The organism is Rhodococcus sp. IEGM 1372, from assembly GCF_030056835.1.
In the GTDB taxonomy this organism is placed as follows: domain Bacteria; phylum Actinomycetota; class Actinomycetes; order Mycobacteriales; family Mycobacteriaceae; genus Rhodococcoides.
Map to the genome: position 1 here is coordinate 19053 of NZ_JASHKS010000017.1, position 16881 is coordinate 35933.

General features: G+C 61.4%; 17 protein-coding genes. 7 read left to right on the plus strand and 10 right to left on the minus strand.

All coding sequences use genetic code 11. The features are described from left to right. The first annotated feature begins 21 nt into the window (after positions 1-21). Positions 22-498, plus strand: a complete 477-nt coding sequence (locus tag QM590_RS15130; protein WP_269595544.1) for a DUF2231 domain-containing protein — start codon at positions 22-24, stop codon at positions 496-498. Then, positions 491-1210: a VIT1/CCC1 transporter family protein gene (locus QM590_RS15135; RefSeq protein ID WP_269595545.1), complete on the plus strand. Its 720-nt coding sequence runs from the start codon at positions 491-493 to the stop codon at positions 1208-1210. The genes QM590_RS15130 and QM590_RS15135 overlap by 8 nt, the downstream gene beginning before the upstream one ends. Before the next feature lie 6 nt (positions 1211-1216). Here the strand turns inward: QM590_RS15135 and QM590_RS15140 are convergent, their stop codons facing one another. Beyond that, positions 1217-2098 carry a M56 family metallopeptidase gene (locus QM590_RS15140; protein WP_269595546.1) on the minus strand — a complete coding sequence of 294 codons (882 nt, stop codon included), beginning with the start codon at positions 2096-2098 and terminating at the stop codon, positions 1217-1219. Continuing rightward, the gene (locus QM590_RS15145) at positions 2095-2472 is read right to left on the minus strand and encodes a BlaI/MecI/CopY family transcriptional regulator (RefSeq protein ID WP_037187682.1); all 378 of its coding nucleotides are present in this window, start codon (positions 2470-2472) and stop codon (positions 2095-2097) included. Before QM590_RS15145 ends, QM590_RS15140 begins: the two co-directional genes overlap by 4 nt. A 140-nt stretch (positions 2473-2612) precedes the next feature. Between QM590_RS15145 and QM590_RS15150 the strand changes: the two genes are divergently transcribed. Genes QM590_RS15150 through QM590_RS15160 form a run of 3 tightly spaced genes read left to right on the plus strand, consistent with a single transcriptional unit; the run spans position 2613 to position 5492 of the window. Then, positions 2613-3467 (plus strand): tryptophan 2,3-dioxygenase, encoded by an 855-nt coding sequence (locus QM590_RS15150; protein ID WP_269595547.1) that lies wholly within the window; start codon positions 2613-2615, stop codon positions 3465-3467. Beyond that, complete coding sequence (locus QM590_RS15155; RefSeq protein ID WP_269595548.1) at positions 3464-4675, plus strand: kynureninase; 1212 nt, start codon at positions 3464-3466, stop codon at positions 4673-4675. Before QM590_RS15150 ends, QM590_RS15155 begins: the two co-directional genes overlap by 4 nt. After that, positions 4656-5492 (plus strand): PaaX family transcriptional regulator, encoded by an 837-nt coding sequence (locus QM590_RS15160; RefSeq protein WP_269595549.1) that lies wholly within the window; start codon positions 4656-4658, stop codon positions 5490-5492. The genes QM590_RS15155 and QM590_RS15160 overlap by 20 nt, the downstream gene beginning before the upstream one ends. Here QM590_RS15160 and QM590_RS15165 read toward each other — a convergent pair. The 3 genes from QM590_RS15165 to gluQRS all read right to left on the minus strand — a co-directional run bounded on the left by QM590_RS15165 (position 5489) and on the right by gluQRS (position 8147). Continuing rightward, positions 5489-6232 carry a queuosine precursor transporter gene (locus QM590_RS15165; RefSeq protein ID WP_269595550.1) on the minus strand — a complete coding sequence of 248 codons (744 nt, stop codon included), beginning with the start codon at positions 6230-6232 and terminating at the stop codon, positions 5489-5491. The genes QM590_RS15160 and QM590_RS15165 overlap by 4 nt on opposite strands. A gap of 78 nt (positions 6233-6310) precedes the next feature. Next, entirely contained in the window at positions 6311-7183 is an 873-nt protein-coding gene (locus QM590_RS15170; protein ID WP_269595551.1) for a hypothetical protein, read from the minus strand. Between the two features lie 103 nt (positions 7184-7286). Continuing rightward, entirely contained in the window at positions 7287-8147 is an 861-nt protein-coding gene (gene gluQRS, locus QM590_RS15175) for a tRNA glutamyl-Q(34) synthetase GluQRS (protein WP_269595552.1), read from the minus strand. Positions 8148-8442: 295 nt separating this feature from the next. Between gluQRS and QM590_RS15180 the strand changes: the two genes are divergently transcribed. Beyond that, a complete protein-coding gene (locus QM590_RS15180) occupies positions 8443-10782 on the plus strand; it encodes a P-loop ATPase, Sll1717 family (protein WP_269595553.1) in 2340 nt (779 codons plus the stop codon). A gap of 249 nt (positions 10783-11031) precedes the next feature. Here the strand turns inward: QM590_RS15180 and QM590_RS15185 are convergent, their stop codons facing one another. Continuing rightward, positions 11032-11622, minus strand: a complete 591-nt coding sequence (locus QM590_RS15185) for a TIR domain-containing protein (protein ID WP_269595554.1) — start codon at positions 11620-11622, stop codon at positions 11032-11034. A 76-nt stretch (positions 11623-11698) separates the two neighbouring features. On the opposite strand from QM590_RS15185, the gene QM590_RS15190 reads away from it, so the two are divergent. Next, positions 11699-12592, plus strand: coding sequence for a DUF4231 domain-containing protein (locus QM590_RS15190; protein WP_269595555.1), 894 nt, complete (start codon positions 11699-11701; stop codon positions 12590-12592). Between the two features lie 335 nt (positions 12593-12927). Here the strand turns inward: QM590_RS15190 and QM590_RS15195 are convergent, their stop codons facing one another. The 4 genes from QM590_RS15195 to QM590_RS15210 are packed head-to-tail and all read right to left on the minus strand — an operon-like array spanning position 12928 to position 16773. Continuing rightward, a complete protein-coding gene (locus tag QM590_RS15195; protein WP_269595556.1) occupies positions 12928-13959 on the minus strand; it encodes an ABC transporter ATP-binding protein in 1032 nt (343 codons plus the stop codon). Then, positions 13956-14729 carry an ABC transporter permease gene (locus tag QM590_RS15200; protein ID WP_269595557.1) on the minus strand — a complete coding sequence of 258 codons (774 nt, stop codon included), beginning with the start codon at positions 14727-14729 and terminating at the stop codon, positions 13956-13958. Before QM590_RS15200 ends, QM590_RS15195 begins: the two co-directional genes overlap by 4 nt. Beyond that, positions 14726-15565: an ABC transporter permease gene (locus QM590_RS15205; protein ID WP_269595558.1), complete on the minus strand. Its 840-nt coding sequence runs from the start codon at positions 15563-15565 to the stop codon at positions 14726-14728. Before QM590_RS15205 ends, QM590_RS15200 begins: the two co-directional genes overlap by 4 nt. Next, positions 15562-16773 carry an ABC transporter substrate-binding protein gene (locus QM590_RS15210; RefSeq protein ID WP_269595559.1) on the minus strand — a complete coding sequence of 404 codons (1212 nt, stop codon included), beginning with the start codon at positions 16771-16773 and terminating at the stop codon, positions 15562-15564. Before QM590_RS15210 ends, QM590_RS15205 begins: the two co-directional genes overlap by 4 nt. Positions 16774-16881: the final 108 nt, after the last annotated feature.

Consider the following 16881-nt stretch of genomic DNA (forward strand, 5'->3'; position numbering starts at 1 on the left):
TCCAAGCCAGCGGGAGAACGCATGTCCACCTTCAACGGCCTACCGGCCCACATTCTGCTCGTTCACTTCATCGTGGTGCTGGCACAGCTGACCGCCCTGCTCGCCATCGCGGCCGGCATCTGGTCCGGTGTGCGCAGCCGTCTCGTGTGGCTCATCGCAGCCCTGGCGGTGTTCACGTTGGTGTTGACGCCGCTGACGACCGAGGCAGGCGAGTGGCTCGAGAAGCGCGTCCCCGAGACTGCTGCGGTCGAACAGCACGCCGAAATCGGCGACTGGATGATCTCCTTCTCCGTCGGTCTTGTCGTCGTCGCCGCGGCGCTCGTGTTCCTGCATCTGCGTGAGCGTCGGGGCACTACACCCGTGCGATGGCAGTCGATCGCGGTGGTGGTGTTGGCAGTGGTGGTCGGAGCGACCACAATCGTCCAGGTGTACAGAATCGGTGAGTCCGGCGCTCGCGCCGCATGGGATGACGTATCGGTGACGGCCGTCGATGAGTGAGCCCGAGCCGAGCCTGCACGATCACGAACCGCACGCAGACATGTCCGGTCGGCTGAACTGGCTGCGGGCAGGCGTGTTGGGCGCGAACGACGGCATCGTCTCCACTGCCGGCCTGGTCGTCGGTGTCGCAGCTGCCACCACCGACAAAGGATCGCTGCTCACTGCAGGCGTTGCGGGACTTGTTGCGGGAGCTGTGTCGATGGCGCTCGGGGAGTACGTCTCGGTGAGCACGCAGCGCGACGCCGAGCGATCCCTGCTGATCAAGGAACGCAAAGAGCTGGACGAGCAGCCCGAGGAAGAATTGGCTGAGCTCGCGGCACTGTACGAGGCCAAGGGGCTCTCGGCAGAGACTGCCCAGACCGTTGCGCGCGAACTCACCGAACACGATCCGTTTGCCGCGCACGTGGACGTCGAGTTGGGAATCGACCCCGACGCGTTGACCAATCCATGGCAAGCGGCCGCATCGTCGGCGGTGTCGTTCATCAGCGGTGCGTTTTTGCCGTTGCTCTCGATCCTGCTTCTGCCTGCTTCGCAACGTATTCCGGTCACCTTTGTCGTCGTGTTGCTGGCTCTGGCGTTGACCGGAACCATCAGTGCGCGCCTCGGCGGTGCGCCGAGTCGGCCGGCGGTGACTCGTATCGTGATCGGTGGCGCAATCGCGATGGCCGTCACCTATGCGATCGGCCAACTGGCGGGGGTCGCGGGCATCTGACCGAGATCAGCGAAAGATCGAGGTGGCGACTTCTCCGGTTTCGGGGGCCACCACATCTTGAACGACGTCGAACAGTGCCGTAGAAATGACGGTGAAGGCGAGGATCAGCACCAAACCGGCCGCGAGAATCCCGCGATCACGACGGTGCCGTGGTGGTTCGCTGAGGGCCTGCACGCGGCGAACGACGTCGCCGCCGGTACAGGCGAGCGCGCGGGTTCCATGGTCGAGTTGTTTGCGCAGCAGGGCGGTTCTGGCGATGGCAGACAACGTGTCTCGACGACCGAGTGTCGCTGCGCTCTCGTCGGCCTGACGCTCGGCGGCGTGCCGGACCTTCGACGGCACCGGCCCAAGAATCGGATCCAGACGAGCCGCGATTTCGCACATCTGGATCCACACGCTGTGGCGATGCCGAAGGTGCGCACGCTCGTGTTCGACCACGGCGCGTAATTCGTTGTCCGACAGAGCCTCCGCGAGGCCGGTGGTGATCACGACGGCACCTCCGCCGGAGGGAACGGCAAAGGCGTCGGGAACGTCGGAGTCGACCACGACGATGCCGCCCGTCGCCCGCGCTTCGTCACCGAACTCGGATGCGATCGACGCACCGACGGCGACGCGTCGAACATGGCGGGCGACCTCGACCATGCGCCAGAACATCCACGCGCAGATGATGATTCCCACCGATAGCCAGGCAATCTCACCTGACGCCAGCAGTACCGCAGCGAGTGCGGCCATGGACGCTGCCACGGAGAATGCGGTCACCATGGACAGGATGGGCAACAGGACGACGGCGGTCGACGGATTGAGTCGACGGTCGAGCTGATCGGCTCCGAATCCCAGCAGCAGCGACAGCACCCACGGCAGCACGGCCACGACCAGGAGCAGGGTCATGGGTGTTGCTCGGCTGCGTCCGACTTGGCGAGCAGTTCGCGCAGCGTCGCCTCGTCCTCGGGGTCGAGTGCGGCCACGAAGCTGGCCAGTACGTCTGCGCGTTCGGCTCTGGCACCGAGTTCGGTGCGCATCCGCATCGCGGCCCGAAGCGCCGGGATCTCGTCGACCGGGGCGTTGAGGGTGTAGACGAAGGATCGCCCGCGCCGCTCGCGATCGACCAGGCCTTTGCCGTGCAGCCGCACCAGTGCGGTCATGACCGTGGTGTGGGCGAGATCAGAGCCAAGATGCTCGCGAGCCTGGGCCACCGAGAGTTCCGTGTGCTCGCCGAGCAACTCGAGGATCGACTCCTCCAACTGTCCGGACGCTCTACGCACTGCGATTCCTCACTCGACTCGACTACTTCGAGGATAGGCGACGGGTGGCATTCGCGAAACCGATATATGTCGTGAATCTGGCGGTCGGCATAATTCTGTAATACGCTGGCTACATCAGCCCATCACCTCAAGGACCAGCCATGAGCGTCGAAGGCAATACTCGCGCGATAGAGAAGACAGTCGTCACCGACTTCAGCGACCGTATGAGTTACGGCGCGTACCTGGACCTCGACACGTTGCTCAGCGCCCAGAAGCCGGTGAGCACCCCCGAGCATCACGACGAACTGCTGTTCATCATTCAGCACCAGACCACCGAACTGTGGCTCAAGCTGGTGCTGCACGAGACCCTTGCCGCACGGGCGGCTCTCGATGCCGACGACATCGGTACCGCGCTGAAATGTGTGGCCCGGGTCAAGCACATCCAGAAGACGTTGACCGAGCAGTGGTCGGTACTGGCCACTCTCACCCCGACGGAGTACTCGCAGTTCCACGACTTCCTCGGCAACTCGTCGGGTTTCCAGTCGTATCAGTACCGGGCGGTGGAGTTCGTCCTGGGCAACAAGAATGCGGGCATGCTGACGGTCTTCGAGTCCGATCCGGCTGCTCATCAACAGCTTTCGACTCTGCTGCACCAACCGAGCCTGTACGACGCCTTCTGGCAGTCGCTGGCGCGGCAGGGGTACGACGTACCGGCATCGGCGCTCGATCGCGACGTCACCACCGCGTACACGTTCAACGAGGACCTGATGCCGCTGATCAAGTTCGTCTACGAGAATCACACCGAACATTGGGCGGTGTATGAGGCCTTCGAAGAGTTCGTCGATCTCGAGGAGAATTTCCAGCTGTGGCGCTTCCGGCACATGCGGACGGTGCTCCGTACCATCGGAATGAAGAGCGGGACAGGAGGCTCGAGTGGTGTCGGATTTCTGCAGAAGGCACTGGAACTCACCTTCTTCCCCGAATTGCTCGCTGTGAGAACGGACATCGGACGATGACGGAACGCGCACTCGAACTCGACGAGAAGGATCCACTCCGCAGCTACCGCGACAAATTCCTCGGTAGCGACGACCCGTCGATCAGCGCGTATCTCGACGGCAACTCGCTGGGCCGGCCCACCAAGGCCAGCGTCGAACGGATCAACACCTTCATGACGCAGGGCTGGGGTGGACGCCTGATCCGTGGCTGGGACGAGCAGTGGTTCGACCTCCCCGTCACCATCGGCGACGCCCTGGCCGACGCCACCCTGGGGGCAGCGCCCGGTCAGACCACCATCGGCGATTCGACGACGGTACTGCTGTACAAGCTGGCACGGGCGGCGATCGCCATGCGGCCGGGCCGCACCGAGATCGTCATCGACCGCGACAACTTCCCGACCGACCGATACTTGCTCGAAGGCATTGCAGCAGAACTGAACATGACGCTGCGGTGGATCGAGACCGACCCTCGCGGTGGCATCACGCCGGAACAACTTGCCGAGGTGGTGGGGGAGAACACCGCCTTGGTGGTGATCACCCACGTCGCCTACCGGTCTGGCTTTCTCGTCGACGTCGCCGAGACGACGCGCATCACGCATGCTGCCGGAGCACTGATGCTGCTGGACGTGTGCCACTCCGTCGGATCGGTACCGCTCGAACTCGATTCCTGGGGAGTGGATCTGGCCGTCGGGTGCACCTACAAGTGCCTCAACGGAGGACCCGGATCGCCGGCTTTCGCGTACGTGCGCAGTGATCTTCAAGGCGATTTCGTCCAACCGATCTGGGGCTGGATGGGTCGCGCCGATCCGTTCGAGATGGCGCAGGGTTACGTTCCGGCACAGGGTATTCGACGCGTCATCAGCGGCACGCCGTCGGTGTTCGGGATGATCGCGATGCAGGACACCATCGAGATGATCGCCGAGGTGGGGATGGACGCGATACGCGCAAAGTCCGTCGCACTCACCGAATACGGGCTCGAACTCGTCCGCGAGATGCTGGTTCCGCTCGGGGTGGAGATCGCCTCACCCGAGGACTCGAATCGACGGGGCGGGCACGTCACCATCGACCATCCCGAGTTCAAGGCGATCACCGCTCGCCTGTGGGAGAAGGGCGTCATCCCGGATTACCGCGCGCCGCAGGGTATTCGCCTGGGATTGAGCCCTCTCAGTACTTCCTACCGAGAGGTGTATCTGGGAATCGTGGCGATCCGTGACGAACTCCGCGTCTAGCACTGCCGGGGCGATCCTCGACGACTTCGACTCTCGTCCGGGAAGCGCCACCTCACTGGTGCGCACGGTGCTCGGGGCCTACGTTCGCCCGCTCGGAGGGTGGTTCGCCATCGCCGATGTCGTCGTCTGGATGGACGCGCTCGGGGTGCCACCGGAGAGCACGCGCATCGCGGTGGCAAGGTTGAAGAAGAAGGGCGTCGTCGAATCGAGTAATCGTGAGGGCCGCACCGGCTATCGCATCACCGAGCAGGCCGACGCCATGTTCGCGCGCGGCGACGGTCGGATCTTCGGGTTCCGGCGGATGGCCGACGGCGATCCGTTTCGGCTCATCTCGTTCACCATCCCCGAGACCCAACGCGCCGCACGCCACCAGCTGAGGCGTCGACTCACCGGAATAGGCTGCGGCACAGTGTCGCCCGGATTGTGGATCGCACCCGACTACCTCGCGGACGAGGCCAGAGCCATCGTCGACGCGTTGGAGCTTTCGCCCTACGTGACGACGTTCGTCGCCTCCGAGGTCGCGCCGCCGACCACGTTGCGTGAGAGCGCAGCGCAATGGTGGGACCTGGCCGGCATCGCCGATCGGCATCGGGCATTTCTTTCCGCTTACGAGACCGTCGCCCCGGCTCGGAATCCGCGGGACGCGTTCGTCACGTTCGCGACGCTGCTCGACGAGTGGCGCGTCATTCCCTACGTCGACCCGGGCCTCCCACCGTCCATGACGCCGGAGGACTGGCCGGGAACCCGGGCCGTCGCGACCTTCGAGGCAGCGCGAGGGCGCTACCTCGAGGTCAGTCGAGAATGGGTTGCGAGCTAACTGCTCTGGTACGACGGTTCGCGCTTCTTGATGTACGAGATGACGCGGTACGTGATGGGAAGGACGAGGACCTCGACGAGTGTCTTCCACAGGAATCCGACGACGACGTAGTTGGTGAAGTCGGTCCACGTGCTGATGCCGATGACGCCTGCGGCGATGGCGCAGAAGATCAGCGTGTCGAAGAATTCGCCGACGACGGTCGAGCCGATCAGGCGCGCCCACAGGTGCTTTTCCTTGGTGCGTTCCTTGATCTTGACCAGGACGTAGGAGTTGAGGAGCTGGCCGACGGCAAAGCCGGCGAGACCGGCGAGGACGAGTCGGGGAACGACACCGACGACGGTTTCGAGTGCCTCTTGGTTCTCGTAGAACGAGGCGGCGGGGAGTTCGATGGCGATCCAGAAGCACACCGAGGTGAGGATGAGGGAGCCGAAGCCGAGGTAGATCGCGCGGCGTGCGGCTTTGAAGCCGTAGACCTCGCTGAGGACGTCGCCGAGAATGTAGGCGAGGGGGAACAGGAAGAATGCGCCGTCGGTATTGATCGGCAGGATCTGCAGTGGTCCGAGCATGACGTCGGACGAGGCGAAGAAGGCGACACCTTTGCTGGCGGCCACGTTCGAGATCAGCAGCGTCGCGACGAAAAGCGCGACGATGGTGGGGTAGTAGCCCCGGCTGATGTGAGCGAACGTGGCCTGCCCAGACTCGGTGCCGCCGTTGGCGGCGGTGTGTTCGGTAGTAGTCACTGCTCGATCCAAGCACCGAGACGACGATGGGCGCGAATCCCGGGTGAGGGATGCGCGCCCATCGAGGCGGATCTCAGGTCAGGCGACGCGTCCGCGCACCGTGACGCGGTAGGCGTAGGTTCCGGCGATGATCGTGATCGGAATGGTCACCAGCAGGCCGACTACGAGCAGTATCGCGCCGAGGACGTTGAGGCCGAACAGGGCGAGCGCCAGCACGAAGATCGTGCCACCGTTCGACGCGATCGCCTTGGCGCTGGCCTTGATGGCGGGGATCGGTTCGTCGCCGCGGTCGATGACGAATTGGAAGGTCCACCACGTGAAGAACGTGACGACGAGTCCGGGGATGACCAGCAGGATGTAGCCGATGCCGGTTGCGATGCCGACGAGGACGCCGGCGATGACGATGGCGAAGACGTTGTTGAACTGGAAGAACGACCCGAACGCGGGCTTCATCCCGTCCACCTCGTGCAGAGCGCCGCGGACGAGTGCCGCCTGAATGAGGAGCGTGGCGACTCCGACGATGACACTGAAGATCAAGCTGAGGACGAAGTTGTCGGAGCTCAACACGTAGTTCAGAACGCCCTGGATGATCGCGGCGATGAGGACTATGCCGATCCAGACGAGGGCATTTTCCTTGAATTTGTTGAAGCCGTAGCCGATGGCCGTTCCCACGGACAGCTGCGTCGGCATCGGTGACTCACCGAAGGCCGGAGGCGGCGGATAGTTGCCCTGCGGGGGCGGTGGGTAGTTGCCGGGTGGTGGGTAGTTGCCCTGCGGAGGAGGTGGGTAGTTGCCGGGTGGTGGGTAGCCGCCCTGCTGAGGTGGTGGGTAGTTGCCCTGGGGCGGTGGTGGGTAGTTGCCCTGGGAAGGTGGCGGGTAGCCGCCCTGCGGCGGGGGATAGCCGCCGGGGTTCTGTGGATCCTTGTCGGGGTCGTAGCCGCCTGAGGTCATCGTGTCCTTCTCCCTCGGGAAGAGTTGTCGCGGCTACTGTACGTCCGATTCCTCCCGAGTTGGGCCCTGTCGCATTGCAACGTGATCTCGATCGGTTCGTAGATCAGAGATTCGCGGGGTCGAACACCCACGGTTCGCGCGGTACCCGCGTCGGCTTCCACTGTTCGAGCAGTTCCTCGGCGTTCTTCGCATTCGGCATGCCGAGCGAGGCGGTGATGAGCGACCACGCGTCGGGCCGCTCGCGCAGTGTCACAGCGCCGTCCCGCTTGGCCAGACGCTTGCCCTCGATATTGAGCGCGAGGGGCACGTGAACGTACGTCGCGGGGGTGAGGCCGAGGAGCTGAGCGAGATATCCCTGCCGCGGGGCGGAGGTGAGGAGGTCGTCACCGCGCACGATCTGGTCGACGCCTTGCGCGCCATCGTCGACGACGACGGCGAGGTTGTAGGCGGGGACGCCGTCGGATCGGCGAAGGACGAAGTCGTCCACCTGGCCTCGGAACAGACCGTGCAGCTGATCGACGACGGTGAATTCGGTTACCTGCGAACGCAATCGGATGGCGGGTGGGCGGTCCTTCGCTGCTTTCTGGTCCGCGGTCAGGTTTCTGCAGGTGCCGGGATACGCGCCGTCGGGAGCATGGGGTGCGGATGCGGCCTGTTGGATTTCCCGACGCGTGCAGAAACATTCGTACGTCAGCCCGGCGGCGGTGAGCGAGCGAATCGTGGCGTCGTAGATGTCCCGACGCTCGGATTGCCGCATGATCGACCCGTCCCAATCGAGTCCGATGGCGGCGAGGTCATCGAGTTGACGTTGCTCCGAGCCGGCTTTCACGCGATCAAGGTCTTCGACGCGCATCACGAAACGTCGTTCAGTGGAGCGGGCGAAGAGCCAGGCCAGCAAGCCTGTGCGCAGATTGCCGAGATGAAGATCGCCGGAGGGACTGGGTGCAAAGCGTCCGGCGGGCATGAGAGCAGCCTAGTTTCAGGTTCTTGAACATGCGAGGCGAGTGGCCGTAGTCCTGGACACTGAGGCTGACCGACCAGCAGTTAACGACAGCCACGGCGAACTAGTACTCTTGATTGCGGCAGAAAACTGCAGCATTGCTGCCGCCACGATGTGCGTTGCCTATGGGCTCAGCGACCTCGAAGGTACCCGACTGCCAACCCAAAATTGTTCGTGGCACTATTCATAGATGCAGCATGACTCGAACGCGTCAGTGTTCTTTGCCTATGCGTCTCAGCCCGCATCATGCGATGAAGCCATGACCACTGCCGCCGGTGAACTCCGTGCTGTCGGGTTGTCCGCACGCACCTGGCGGGACATGAACCCTAGTGGCCAGATCTTGATCGATGCCATTACTCGATCGATCGACGAATCCAGTACCGTCGTTGCTGAGATTAGCTCCATGAACCGTAACGTTCTGTTCGAAGCCGGGTATGCGCTAGCCAAAAGCAAACGACTACTTTTCGCAATCGATGAATCCCTTGAGAGCGCTCGACGGCTCTGGGACGGTGTGCAGCTTTTCTCGACTATTGGCAGGTTGAACTACCACGGAAATGGCCACGACTTGGCCAGTTTAGTCTCGGCAAGTCTAGCTACGTCATCGGCCAGTGAGTCGCTGTTGACAAGCATTCTTTCTGAGGCAAAGCTTCCCCAGAACAATGCTGTTTTTGCACCTACGGTGCCCGTACGCTTTCAAGCTGCCGACATGCTGGATAAAGAACTTGGCAATCGCGGAACTATTCAGGTTTTGGCAAGTGGAGATGATTTGGGCCTCGCCCCATTAGCGTACTACGCCGGTGAAATAGCTCGATGCAGCGCGGCGATTTTTCATCTAATGAATCCGGACAGGACTCGTGGAACCGAGCATAACGCACGTTCCAGCTTTTTGGCCGGCTTGGCCTACGGCTGGGAAGTTCCAGTGCTGATGGTGGCTGAGTCCGAATATGTCAGTCCGCTCGACTATCGCGATCTGCTTTTCAACTACTCGACCGCAGCGCAGATGGTGCGACATGTCGACGATTGGCTTTCGAATCTTCCGTTGAAGCCTGGCAGTAGTCGGCGGCTAGGGCGACTCGCAATGGACCTTGATCTCCCGGTCAGTTCTTTCGGTCAGTATGTAGCAGAGAACGAGGACTCCCGGCTTGACGACTACTTCCTGCCGACAAACGAATTCACTAGTTTGGTGCAGGGTGATGCATCCATCTTTGTGGGCCGTAAAGGTACGGGAAAGACTGCGACAATGCTTCAAGCCGCAGCCGACCTAGCTAAAGACCGGCGCAATCTGGTTGTTAAAGTCAAACCGACCTCCTACGAGCTCGCCGGATTGGTTGAACTGGTCAAAAGATTCGAGGCGCACGCCGGAAGTGAATATCTGCTAAACAATCTGTGGAATTTTCTACTCTCCACAGAAGTTGCCTGCCGCCTCCTCTCTTCGGCTGACGACCACGCTGCCGGAATCGGAGGATCATCCCAGTTGGTGGCGTTGGACCGGCGTCTTGAAAACATGAAGGTTAACAGGGCGTCGGATTTATCTACCCGCTTGGAAGACGCCGTGCAGTTCATTGAATTAGGGTCTGTATCCGCGAGAGACGACCGAGAACTTCGCGAAGTGGTTAGTGCAGCGCTAAGCGTCCACTGGTTTAGGGAGCTCCACCGCGAAATTCGTGAGGCTGCAGCACTGCACTTCAAGCGTGTCGCTATCCTCATCGACAATCTTGATAAAACTTGGGAGCGGGGCGCAGACTTCGAAGCAATATCACGCTTTCTGTTAGCGCTTCTGAGCGCGTCGGGCCAGTTCAAGAAGTCACTTTTAAAAGGTACTGAGAAAATTGATTTGACCCTTGGTGTATTTATTCGATCTGATATCTACGAAATGATGACTAAGTATGCGCGCGAGCCTGACAAAATAGGTCCGTTGACCGTACATTGGAATGATTCATACCTATTAGTTCGAGTCTTGGAAGAACGGTACTCGATTAACCGGCGTCGACCCAAGGCGGCTGACGATGACATGTGGTCTTCGATATTTCCGGCCGAAGTGAATGGGCTTCCGTCGAAAGATTACATCCTTTGGCGAATCCTGCCAAGGCCTCGCGATATTATCTACTATGGTAACGCGGCTCTGACAACTGCCGTGAACCGTCGGCATTCGATGATCACTCAGGACGACATTGCAATGGCTGACGAAACTTACTCGCGCTTTGCGTACGACGCGCTTGTTGTTGAGAGTGAGGCGCAGGATTTTGACTTGGAAGAGGTTCTATATGAGTTCGCTGGATTAAACGCTAATTTGACGGAGGGCGAGTTAAACGGAATTTTCCAAACGTTTCCGCAGGATTTCTCAGATATTTTGTCATGGCTATTACGCACCTCGTTCCTTGGAATCGAGGTTCGAGAGGGCAAATTTGCGCATGTCGAGGGTCAGAAAGAGGTAGATAGAAAGTTACGGGTGGCCCGTCGGTCCTCAGAGCGTTCGGGACGCCCCATGCGCTTTCGTGTCCACCCTGCGTTTCGTCATTATCTCGACATCCGCGACGACGATTTGCACGCGCCTGGATTTGAAGACCTTACTCTCAAGACGGGCAACGAGCTTGATTAAGGGGCAGATCCGCTAAGATCGATCTTACGCAGCGGTAGTTGCCGCGGCAGTTTTTGACAGATGGTGAACAGATATGGTGGGGAAGGTTGGTAAAAGATTATGAATATTTCAGATTGAGTTAAAGCGAACAAATGACAGTAGGTGAAGTTTCGGTAGATGCGCAACCGTGATGGGTTTGCATTGGCATTGCTCAGCCGGACTGTTGACGCGAAAACTCGACATAGAAAATGGCTGATATATGGGTACGCGTCATGTGCATGGAGCGCTGCTAAGTCGCCGCGATCGCGAGTTGTTAATCAAAAGATTACGGGTGGTTCGTGCGGTGAAAGCGTCGCTAATAGACGTCCGTAGCGAACTCTTCGATGTTGGATAGGTTTCCCATCGCGCATAGCCAATGTCAACGCCGCTTTTCGTCCGTTCAATATTGTCTTTGATTCGAGCCTGTAAATCACCACCACTAGGAAGCCTGATGGCCAACAGTCCATTGACCTTACTTAGTTTACTACTTCTGAGTGAAGAGTAAACCTCCCAGTCAATGTAGCGCCGCGCCCAAGTGCACTTGCCCATCAGTGCGATTGTAACGGTCGAGTCTCCCAAGTATTTGGTGCGAATTCGGTCCATCACATAGTCGGAGTCGTTGCTGTCAATGAAATCATCCTCATCAGTAACCCCTACAGTCTTGGCAATAAACTCTGTCCCGAATTCATTGATAAACTCAGTAACTTCGTCAATATCCGCAGCATGGTAGGACACAAAACACTTATGGCGCGTCGGGTCCTCCTTCCTAGCCGCCACGCGTGCTGCAAAGGCTTCGAGTTGACGTTGTTGGTAGTGGCCCATGCTGACGCTCTCCTCAGGTTGGCTGGTTCGCGTGCCAGTATGGCGCAGGATGCCCCCAGGGGTGATGATTACGTGTATGACATTTGTCCAACGGGTGCCCGACACCGACATGCCGCAGCTCTTCCAGGCGGCAGATCGAGCTTCCATCGATGCTCAGCGTGCGCACGTCGAGGGCATTCGACGGCGCCTGCTCATTCTCTCGTTTGCGGCAATCGTCGGGGTCTTTTCGTGGCGGGTCGGCAGCGGTCGCATTGATCTGTGGGGCATCGTCGGTGTCCTCGCTTTCACAGCCGCGATGGCGATGGAGCTCGACGCATGGAAGTCCAGGCCTGACAAGACCTGGTACGACGGTCGAGCCGTAGCGGAGTCCGCCAAGACTCTGGCATGGAAGTTTGCTGTTGGTGCCCTGCCGTTCCCCTGCGAGATGGACCTCGCTGTGGCCCGGCGGGCACTGGTTGAACGATTGCAAGAGGTGCAGAGCTCGTTTCAAGGTTTAGAAGTTGCAGCGCTAGACGCTCCAGCAATTTCGCAGTGGATGGTTGACCAACGTACCTCCTCATTGGAGGATCGCAAGAGGAGCTATTTGGCTGCACGGATTGAGGACCAAAAAAGTTGGTACGCCACGAATGCTCAGCTCAACAGGAAAAAGGCCCGTCAGTGGAGATCGGTGCTCGTACTCTGTGAATTCTTAGGGGTTGCATTATCGCTAGCTGTCGCGTTAGTGGAAAACCTGGTGGCGCTCTCGCCCGCTATTGCAGTACTTGTAGTGGCGACTGTGGCGTGGTCCGAGACCAAACAGTATGACTTCAATTCGCGCGCATACTCCGCCGCGGTAAACGACCTGGCAAACGCTGAAGCGAAGTTGGAACTGGCAATAGATGAATCGTCATGGGCTAAAGAAGTAGATGACGCAGAGGAGGCGATCAGCCGAGAGCATGTCATCTGGTGGGCAACACGATCACGCATTTGACGCAGTGACATGTGGCATTTACCAGTATCTAGTACTCTCGCTACTGGGTGGAAAGCAGAGTTTCCTGTCATTAAGCTCTGATTCGACCACGCACGCCAGCGCATTTTTCGTCGAGTAGTTACGGCATGCGGGATCTTCATGTTGCCGCCGCAGGAGGGGCTCGCAGGATTTTTAAACTGAGTAGAGTGCACTTCGGAGGGAATTGCGCACACATATCATGGGCTCCACGGAATTATCTATCGACGGTCAATTCGATAGCACTGTGCGGGTGGCTTTTCCGTATCGTTGTGGGTAATCCAACTAGATGACGGCCGATTGATTGCAATAGGTGGCCGTCAGGCGCCAGCTATAAACCGCGCCCCACCCGGAATCCGCAATCCCACTGCATCCCCGACCCGTACCGCAGATCCCGCCGCCAACTCCACTTTCACTATCGCCGACCCCACCGTCACGTCGGCAATGCTGCGAAATCCGGTAGGCCTCGAGCTCGAAACAACCCCTCGAATCCCGTTGTCATCCAGTGTGATCAGCTCATGCCGCAGCAGCAACACAGCAGGTCCGGCCGGCAGATCTACCCCGTCCACTTCCAACTCGCCGAGCTCGGAGCGATGCACACCAACCCCGTCCCACTGCCCCTCGATTTCGTTCATCCCACCCATCAGTCGCGAGACTGCCAACGTGCTCGGCCGCGTGTAGGCCGTCGCGATATCGGAGTGATGCTCCAAGCGACCGTCGATGAGCACTGCGACCGAATCGGCCAGCACCGCCGCTTCCTGTTGATCGTGGGTGACGAGCAGCAGAGTCTGATCCAGCGAAGTGCGCAATTCGCGAACCAGGTCGTGCATCTCGGTGCGCAACACCGGGTCCAACGCACTGAAGGGCTCGTCCAACAACAACACTCGCGGCGAACCGGCGAGTGAGCGCGCCAACGCCACCCGCTGGGCCTGCCCGCCCGACACCTCGGACACTGCACGATCACCGATGTCACCGAGATGGACCAGGTGGAGGTACTCCCGGGCCCGCTCGCGCGACCGCTTGCGACTCTCCCCGGCAGCGCGGTACGCGAAGCCGATGTTGTCCAGTACCGACATGTGCGGGAACAACATCGGACGCTGGAACACCATCCCGACGCCGCGGTTCTCGGCCGCAACACCGTCCACCTCGTGGCCGTCGATGCGCACCGTGCCGGCGGTGGGTGAATCCAGTCCCGCGATGAGCCGCAGCGCAGTGCTCTTGCCCGAGCCCGAGGGCCCGAGAATCGCCGTACACGAACCCGGCGGCACGGTGAGATCCAACGAATCCAGAGCCGCAACCGATTGACCAGCATGAACTTTCGTGAGCCCGTGAACGGACAACTCGACGCTCATCGTGCACTCCTCCGACGTAGCCGGGCCAGCATGAGCACCAGCAACAGCGGCGGCACGACGGCGGCGACCGACAGCGCAGCCACCACTGAATCGTTGCCGGTCCCGGCTGCGAACGAGGCGACGAGAATGGGCACGGTGACCAGTCTGCCTCCACCGATCAACAAGGTGATCACGTAGTCGCTCCACGCCACGAGGAACGCGAGCAGTGCCGCCCCCGCCAACGCCGGGGCCAGTAGCGGAATGCGAATCCTCCGCAGCACCATGGCACTCGAGGCACCGAGCGTGCGCGCCTCTTCCTCGTAGCCGATGTCGTACGCGCCGAATGCCACTCGCATCAGGTACGTCGTATACGGAATGGCCGCGACGGTCAGCAGTGCGATCACCGCCACCGTGCTCGGAATGCGCGAGCGCAGCACCAGAACATCGAGTCCCAACGCCACGGCGAACGGCGGCAGGGCCAGTGGTGCGAAGAGAACTCCGGCCACCACAGCGGGGAAACGCACGGTTCCGTTCACCAGCGCGCGAGCAGCCAACGCGCCCAATGGTGTTGCGATGGCGGCGACGGCGAGAGCGAGCAGGGTCGATCGCACGAACGCCTCGACGCCCCCGGCGTCGAGGGCGCTGCGGACGCCGTCGAATCCCCATTCCTGCGGAATCGAACCGGGAAACGACCAGCGATTGCTGATGGCCCACAATGCAACCGGAATCAGCGGCAGCAGGAACCACAGGACCAAAACGGACCTGCCGACAGCGGGAAGAACCCTGTTCATTTCCACGCTGCCGATCTGCGCAGATAGTGCAGGGCCAGCGCGGCCACGACCACCGTCAGAGCGGTGGCGACCGTCGCGGCAGCTGCTGCCTGTGGGCGCGTCTGAAGGTCGATCGAGGTGAAGAGGCGAATTGCCATCACCGACAACGGCTCCGGATACGGTCGACCCAGAATGCGGGCCACCTCGTAGGAACCGACGGTGTAGGCGAACGCGATGGCCGCCGACGCGATCAGCGCGGGACGAGCCAACGGCAGAGTGACCAACCGGAGCCGAGCCCACCGGCCGGCACCCAAAGTCGCCGCCGTCTCTTCGAATGCGGCGACTCGGGTGGCGAGCGTTCCGGCCACGACGACGGCTACGAAAGCCGATTCCTTCCAGGCATATTCGGCGACGACAGCGATCCACCACCGCCCGCCGACCAACTCCGGCCAACCGCCGTCGGTGAGTCCGAGAATGCGGGGCAGCATGCCCGAATCCGCCAGCAACAGGGCCATCGCGGCCGTGCCGATCAGGTGGGGCACCGTCACCGTCAATCCGGCGGCCACGAGCACAGCGCGCGTACCCGACAAGGCCGTCAGCGCCGCGGCAAGCCCGATCACCGTGGCCAACGCTGTCGAGACGACGGCGATCGACAGCGTCAACGCCACCGAGCGCCACAGGTCACCGCCCAGCGCGGAGTACGCGTCGACCGATAGTTCGGGGGTTCCGACCAACGGCATCAAACCGAGGCTCTGCAGCACCACGGTTCCGAGACCGCAGCCGACGACCAGAACAACCAGCACGACGGCGGGGAGCACCGCCGCCGTCCCGCGAAAGCTCTTCGTGGACGCGCTCACTGACCGGCGAGCACGCTTCGACGCCAACCCTCGTCGACCGGCGAAACCCAATCGGCCGAGAGTTCGGGATGCGCGTTTTCCGAAAGCTCCTCGTAGGAGGGCAGAACCGTCGAGCTCGGCAACGCCTCGAACCGGGCGCGGGCGTCATCGGGCAGTCGGTCGATATCGAGCACGGTGAACTGCCCCCACACTTCCGGCGTCGCCTTCTCGAGTTGTTGCTCGGGCGACAACGCAAGATTGGCGACCACCTGTGCCGCGGCCGACTTCCCCGACGTCGACGGAATGGCAAGGAAACTCGCATTCCCGACGGTTCCCTCGTCGATGGTCAGCACGCGTGTCTCCGGTGGGAAGGTGCCGTCGGCGACGAGCTTGGGGAGGGTCGCGGGGCCGTACGTCATGGTCATGTCGACCTGGCCACCGGCGTAGAGGGCGTCGAGCTCGGAGGAGGACTGCGGGTACGTCGTTCCCTCGCGCCACAGTGACGGGGCGAGTTCGTTCAACTGATCGAACAATGCCGGGGCGAGTCGGTCGTAGGAGTCCTGGTCGAATTGAGCGGGAACCTCGTCGACGCCGCCGGAGGCATTGATCAACGCCTCACGTACGAACACCGAGCCGGTGAAGTCCGGGGGAGCGGGGTAGGTGAAGCGGCCCGGGTTCGCTCGGGCCCAGTCGAGGACGCCGTCGAATGTCGTCGGCGGATCAGGGATGGCTGCCGCGTTGTAGACGAGGGTGAATTGAGCTTTGTGCCAGGGTGATTCGCAGTTCTCGACCGGGGTGCCGAAGTCGTCGAGCAACAGAGGATCCTCGGGATCGGTCAGATCCATGTTGGGCAGATTCTGCGTCCAGCCGCACAGCCACGCGCCTGCCTGCTTACCGGTGCCGAAGTTCGCGCCGTTGACCCACACCAGATCCACTTCGCCGTCGGTGACCCCGGCCTGCCGCTCGGACAGGATGCGGTTGACGGCGTCGGTCGTCGATTCCACCGGTACGCGGCGCAGCGTGACACCTTCGGCAGCGGCCGCGGGGGTGAGCACGTCGTCGACGTAGGCATTGCCCTGCTCGTCGCCGCCGTACATCCACAGCGAGACGGTCTGCCCCTGCGCCTGCTGTTCGATCTCGCTCCACGACTGCGCCTCGGCAATCGGCGCTTCCGAATCCGGCGCAGCGCAGGAGGTCAGCAGCAGCCCTGCGCTCGCCGCAATCGTCACTGCGCACCGTACTGAACGAATCACCGTGGGCCCTCCAGATCAAGAAAACAGCCGTCGTCGACGCTGCCCTCACCACCGTAATCGGTCGAATGAGACAACCGCTGAACA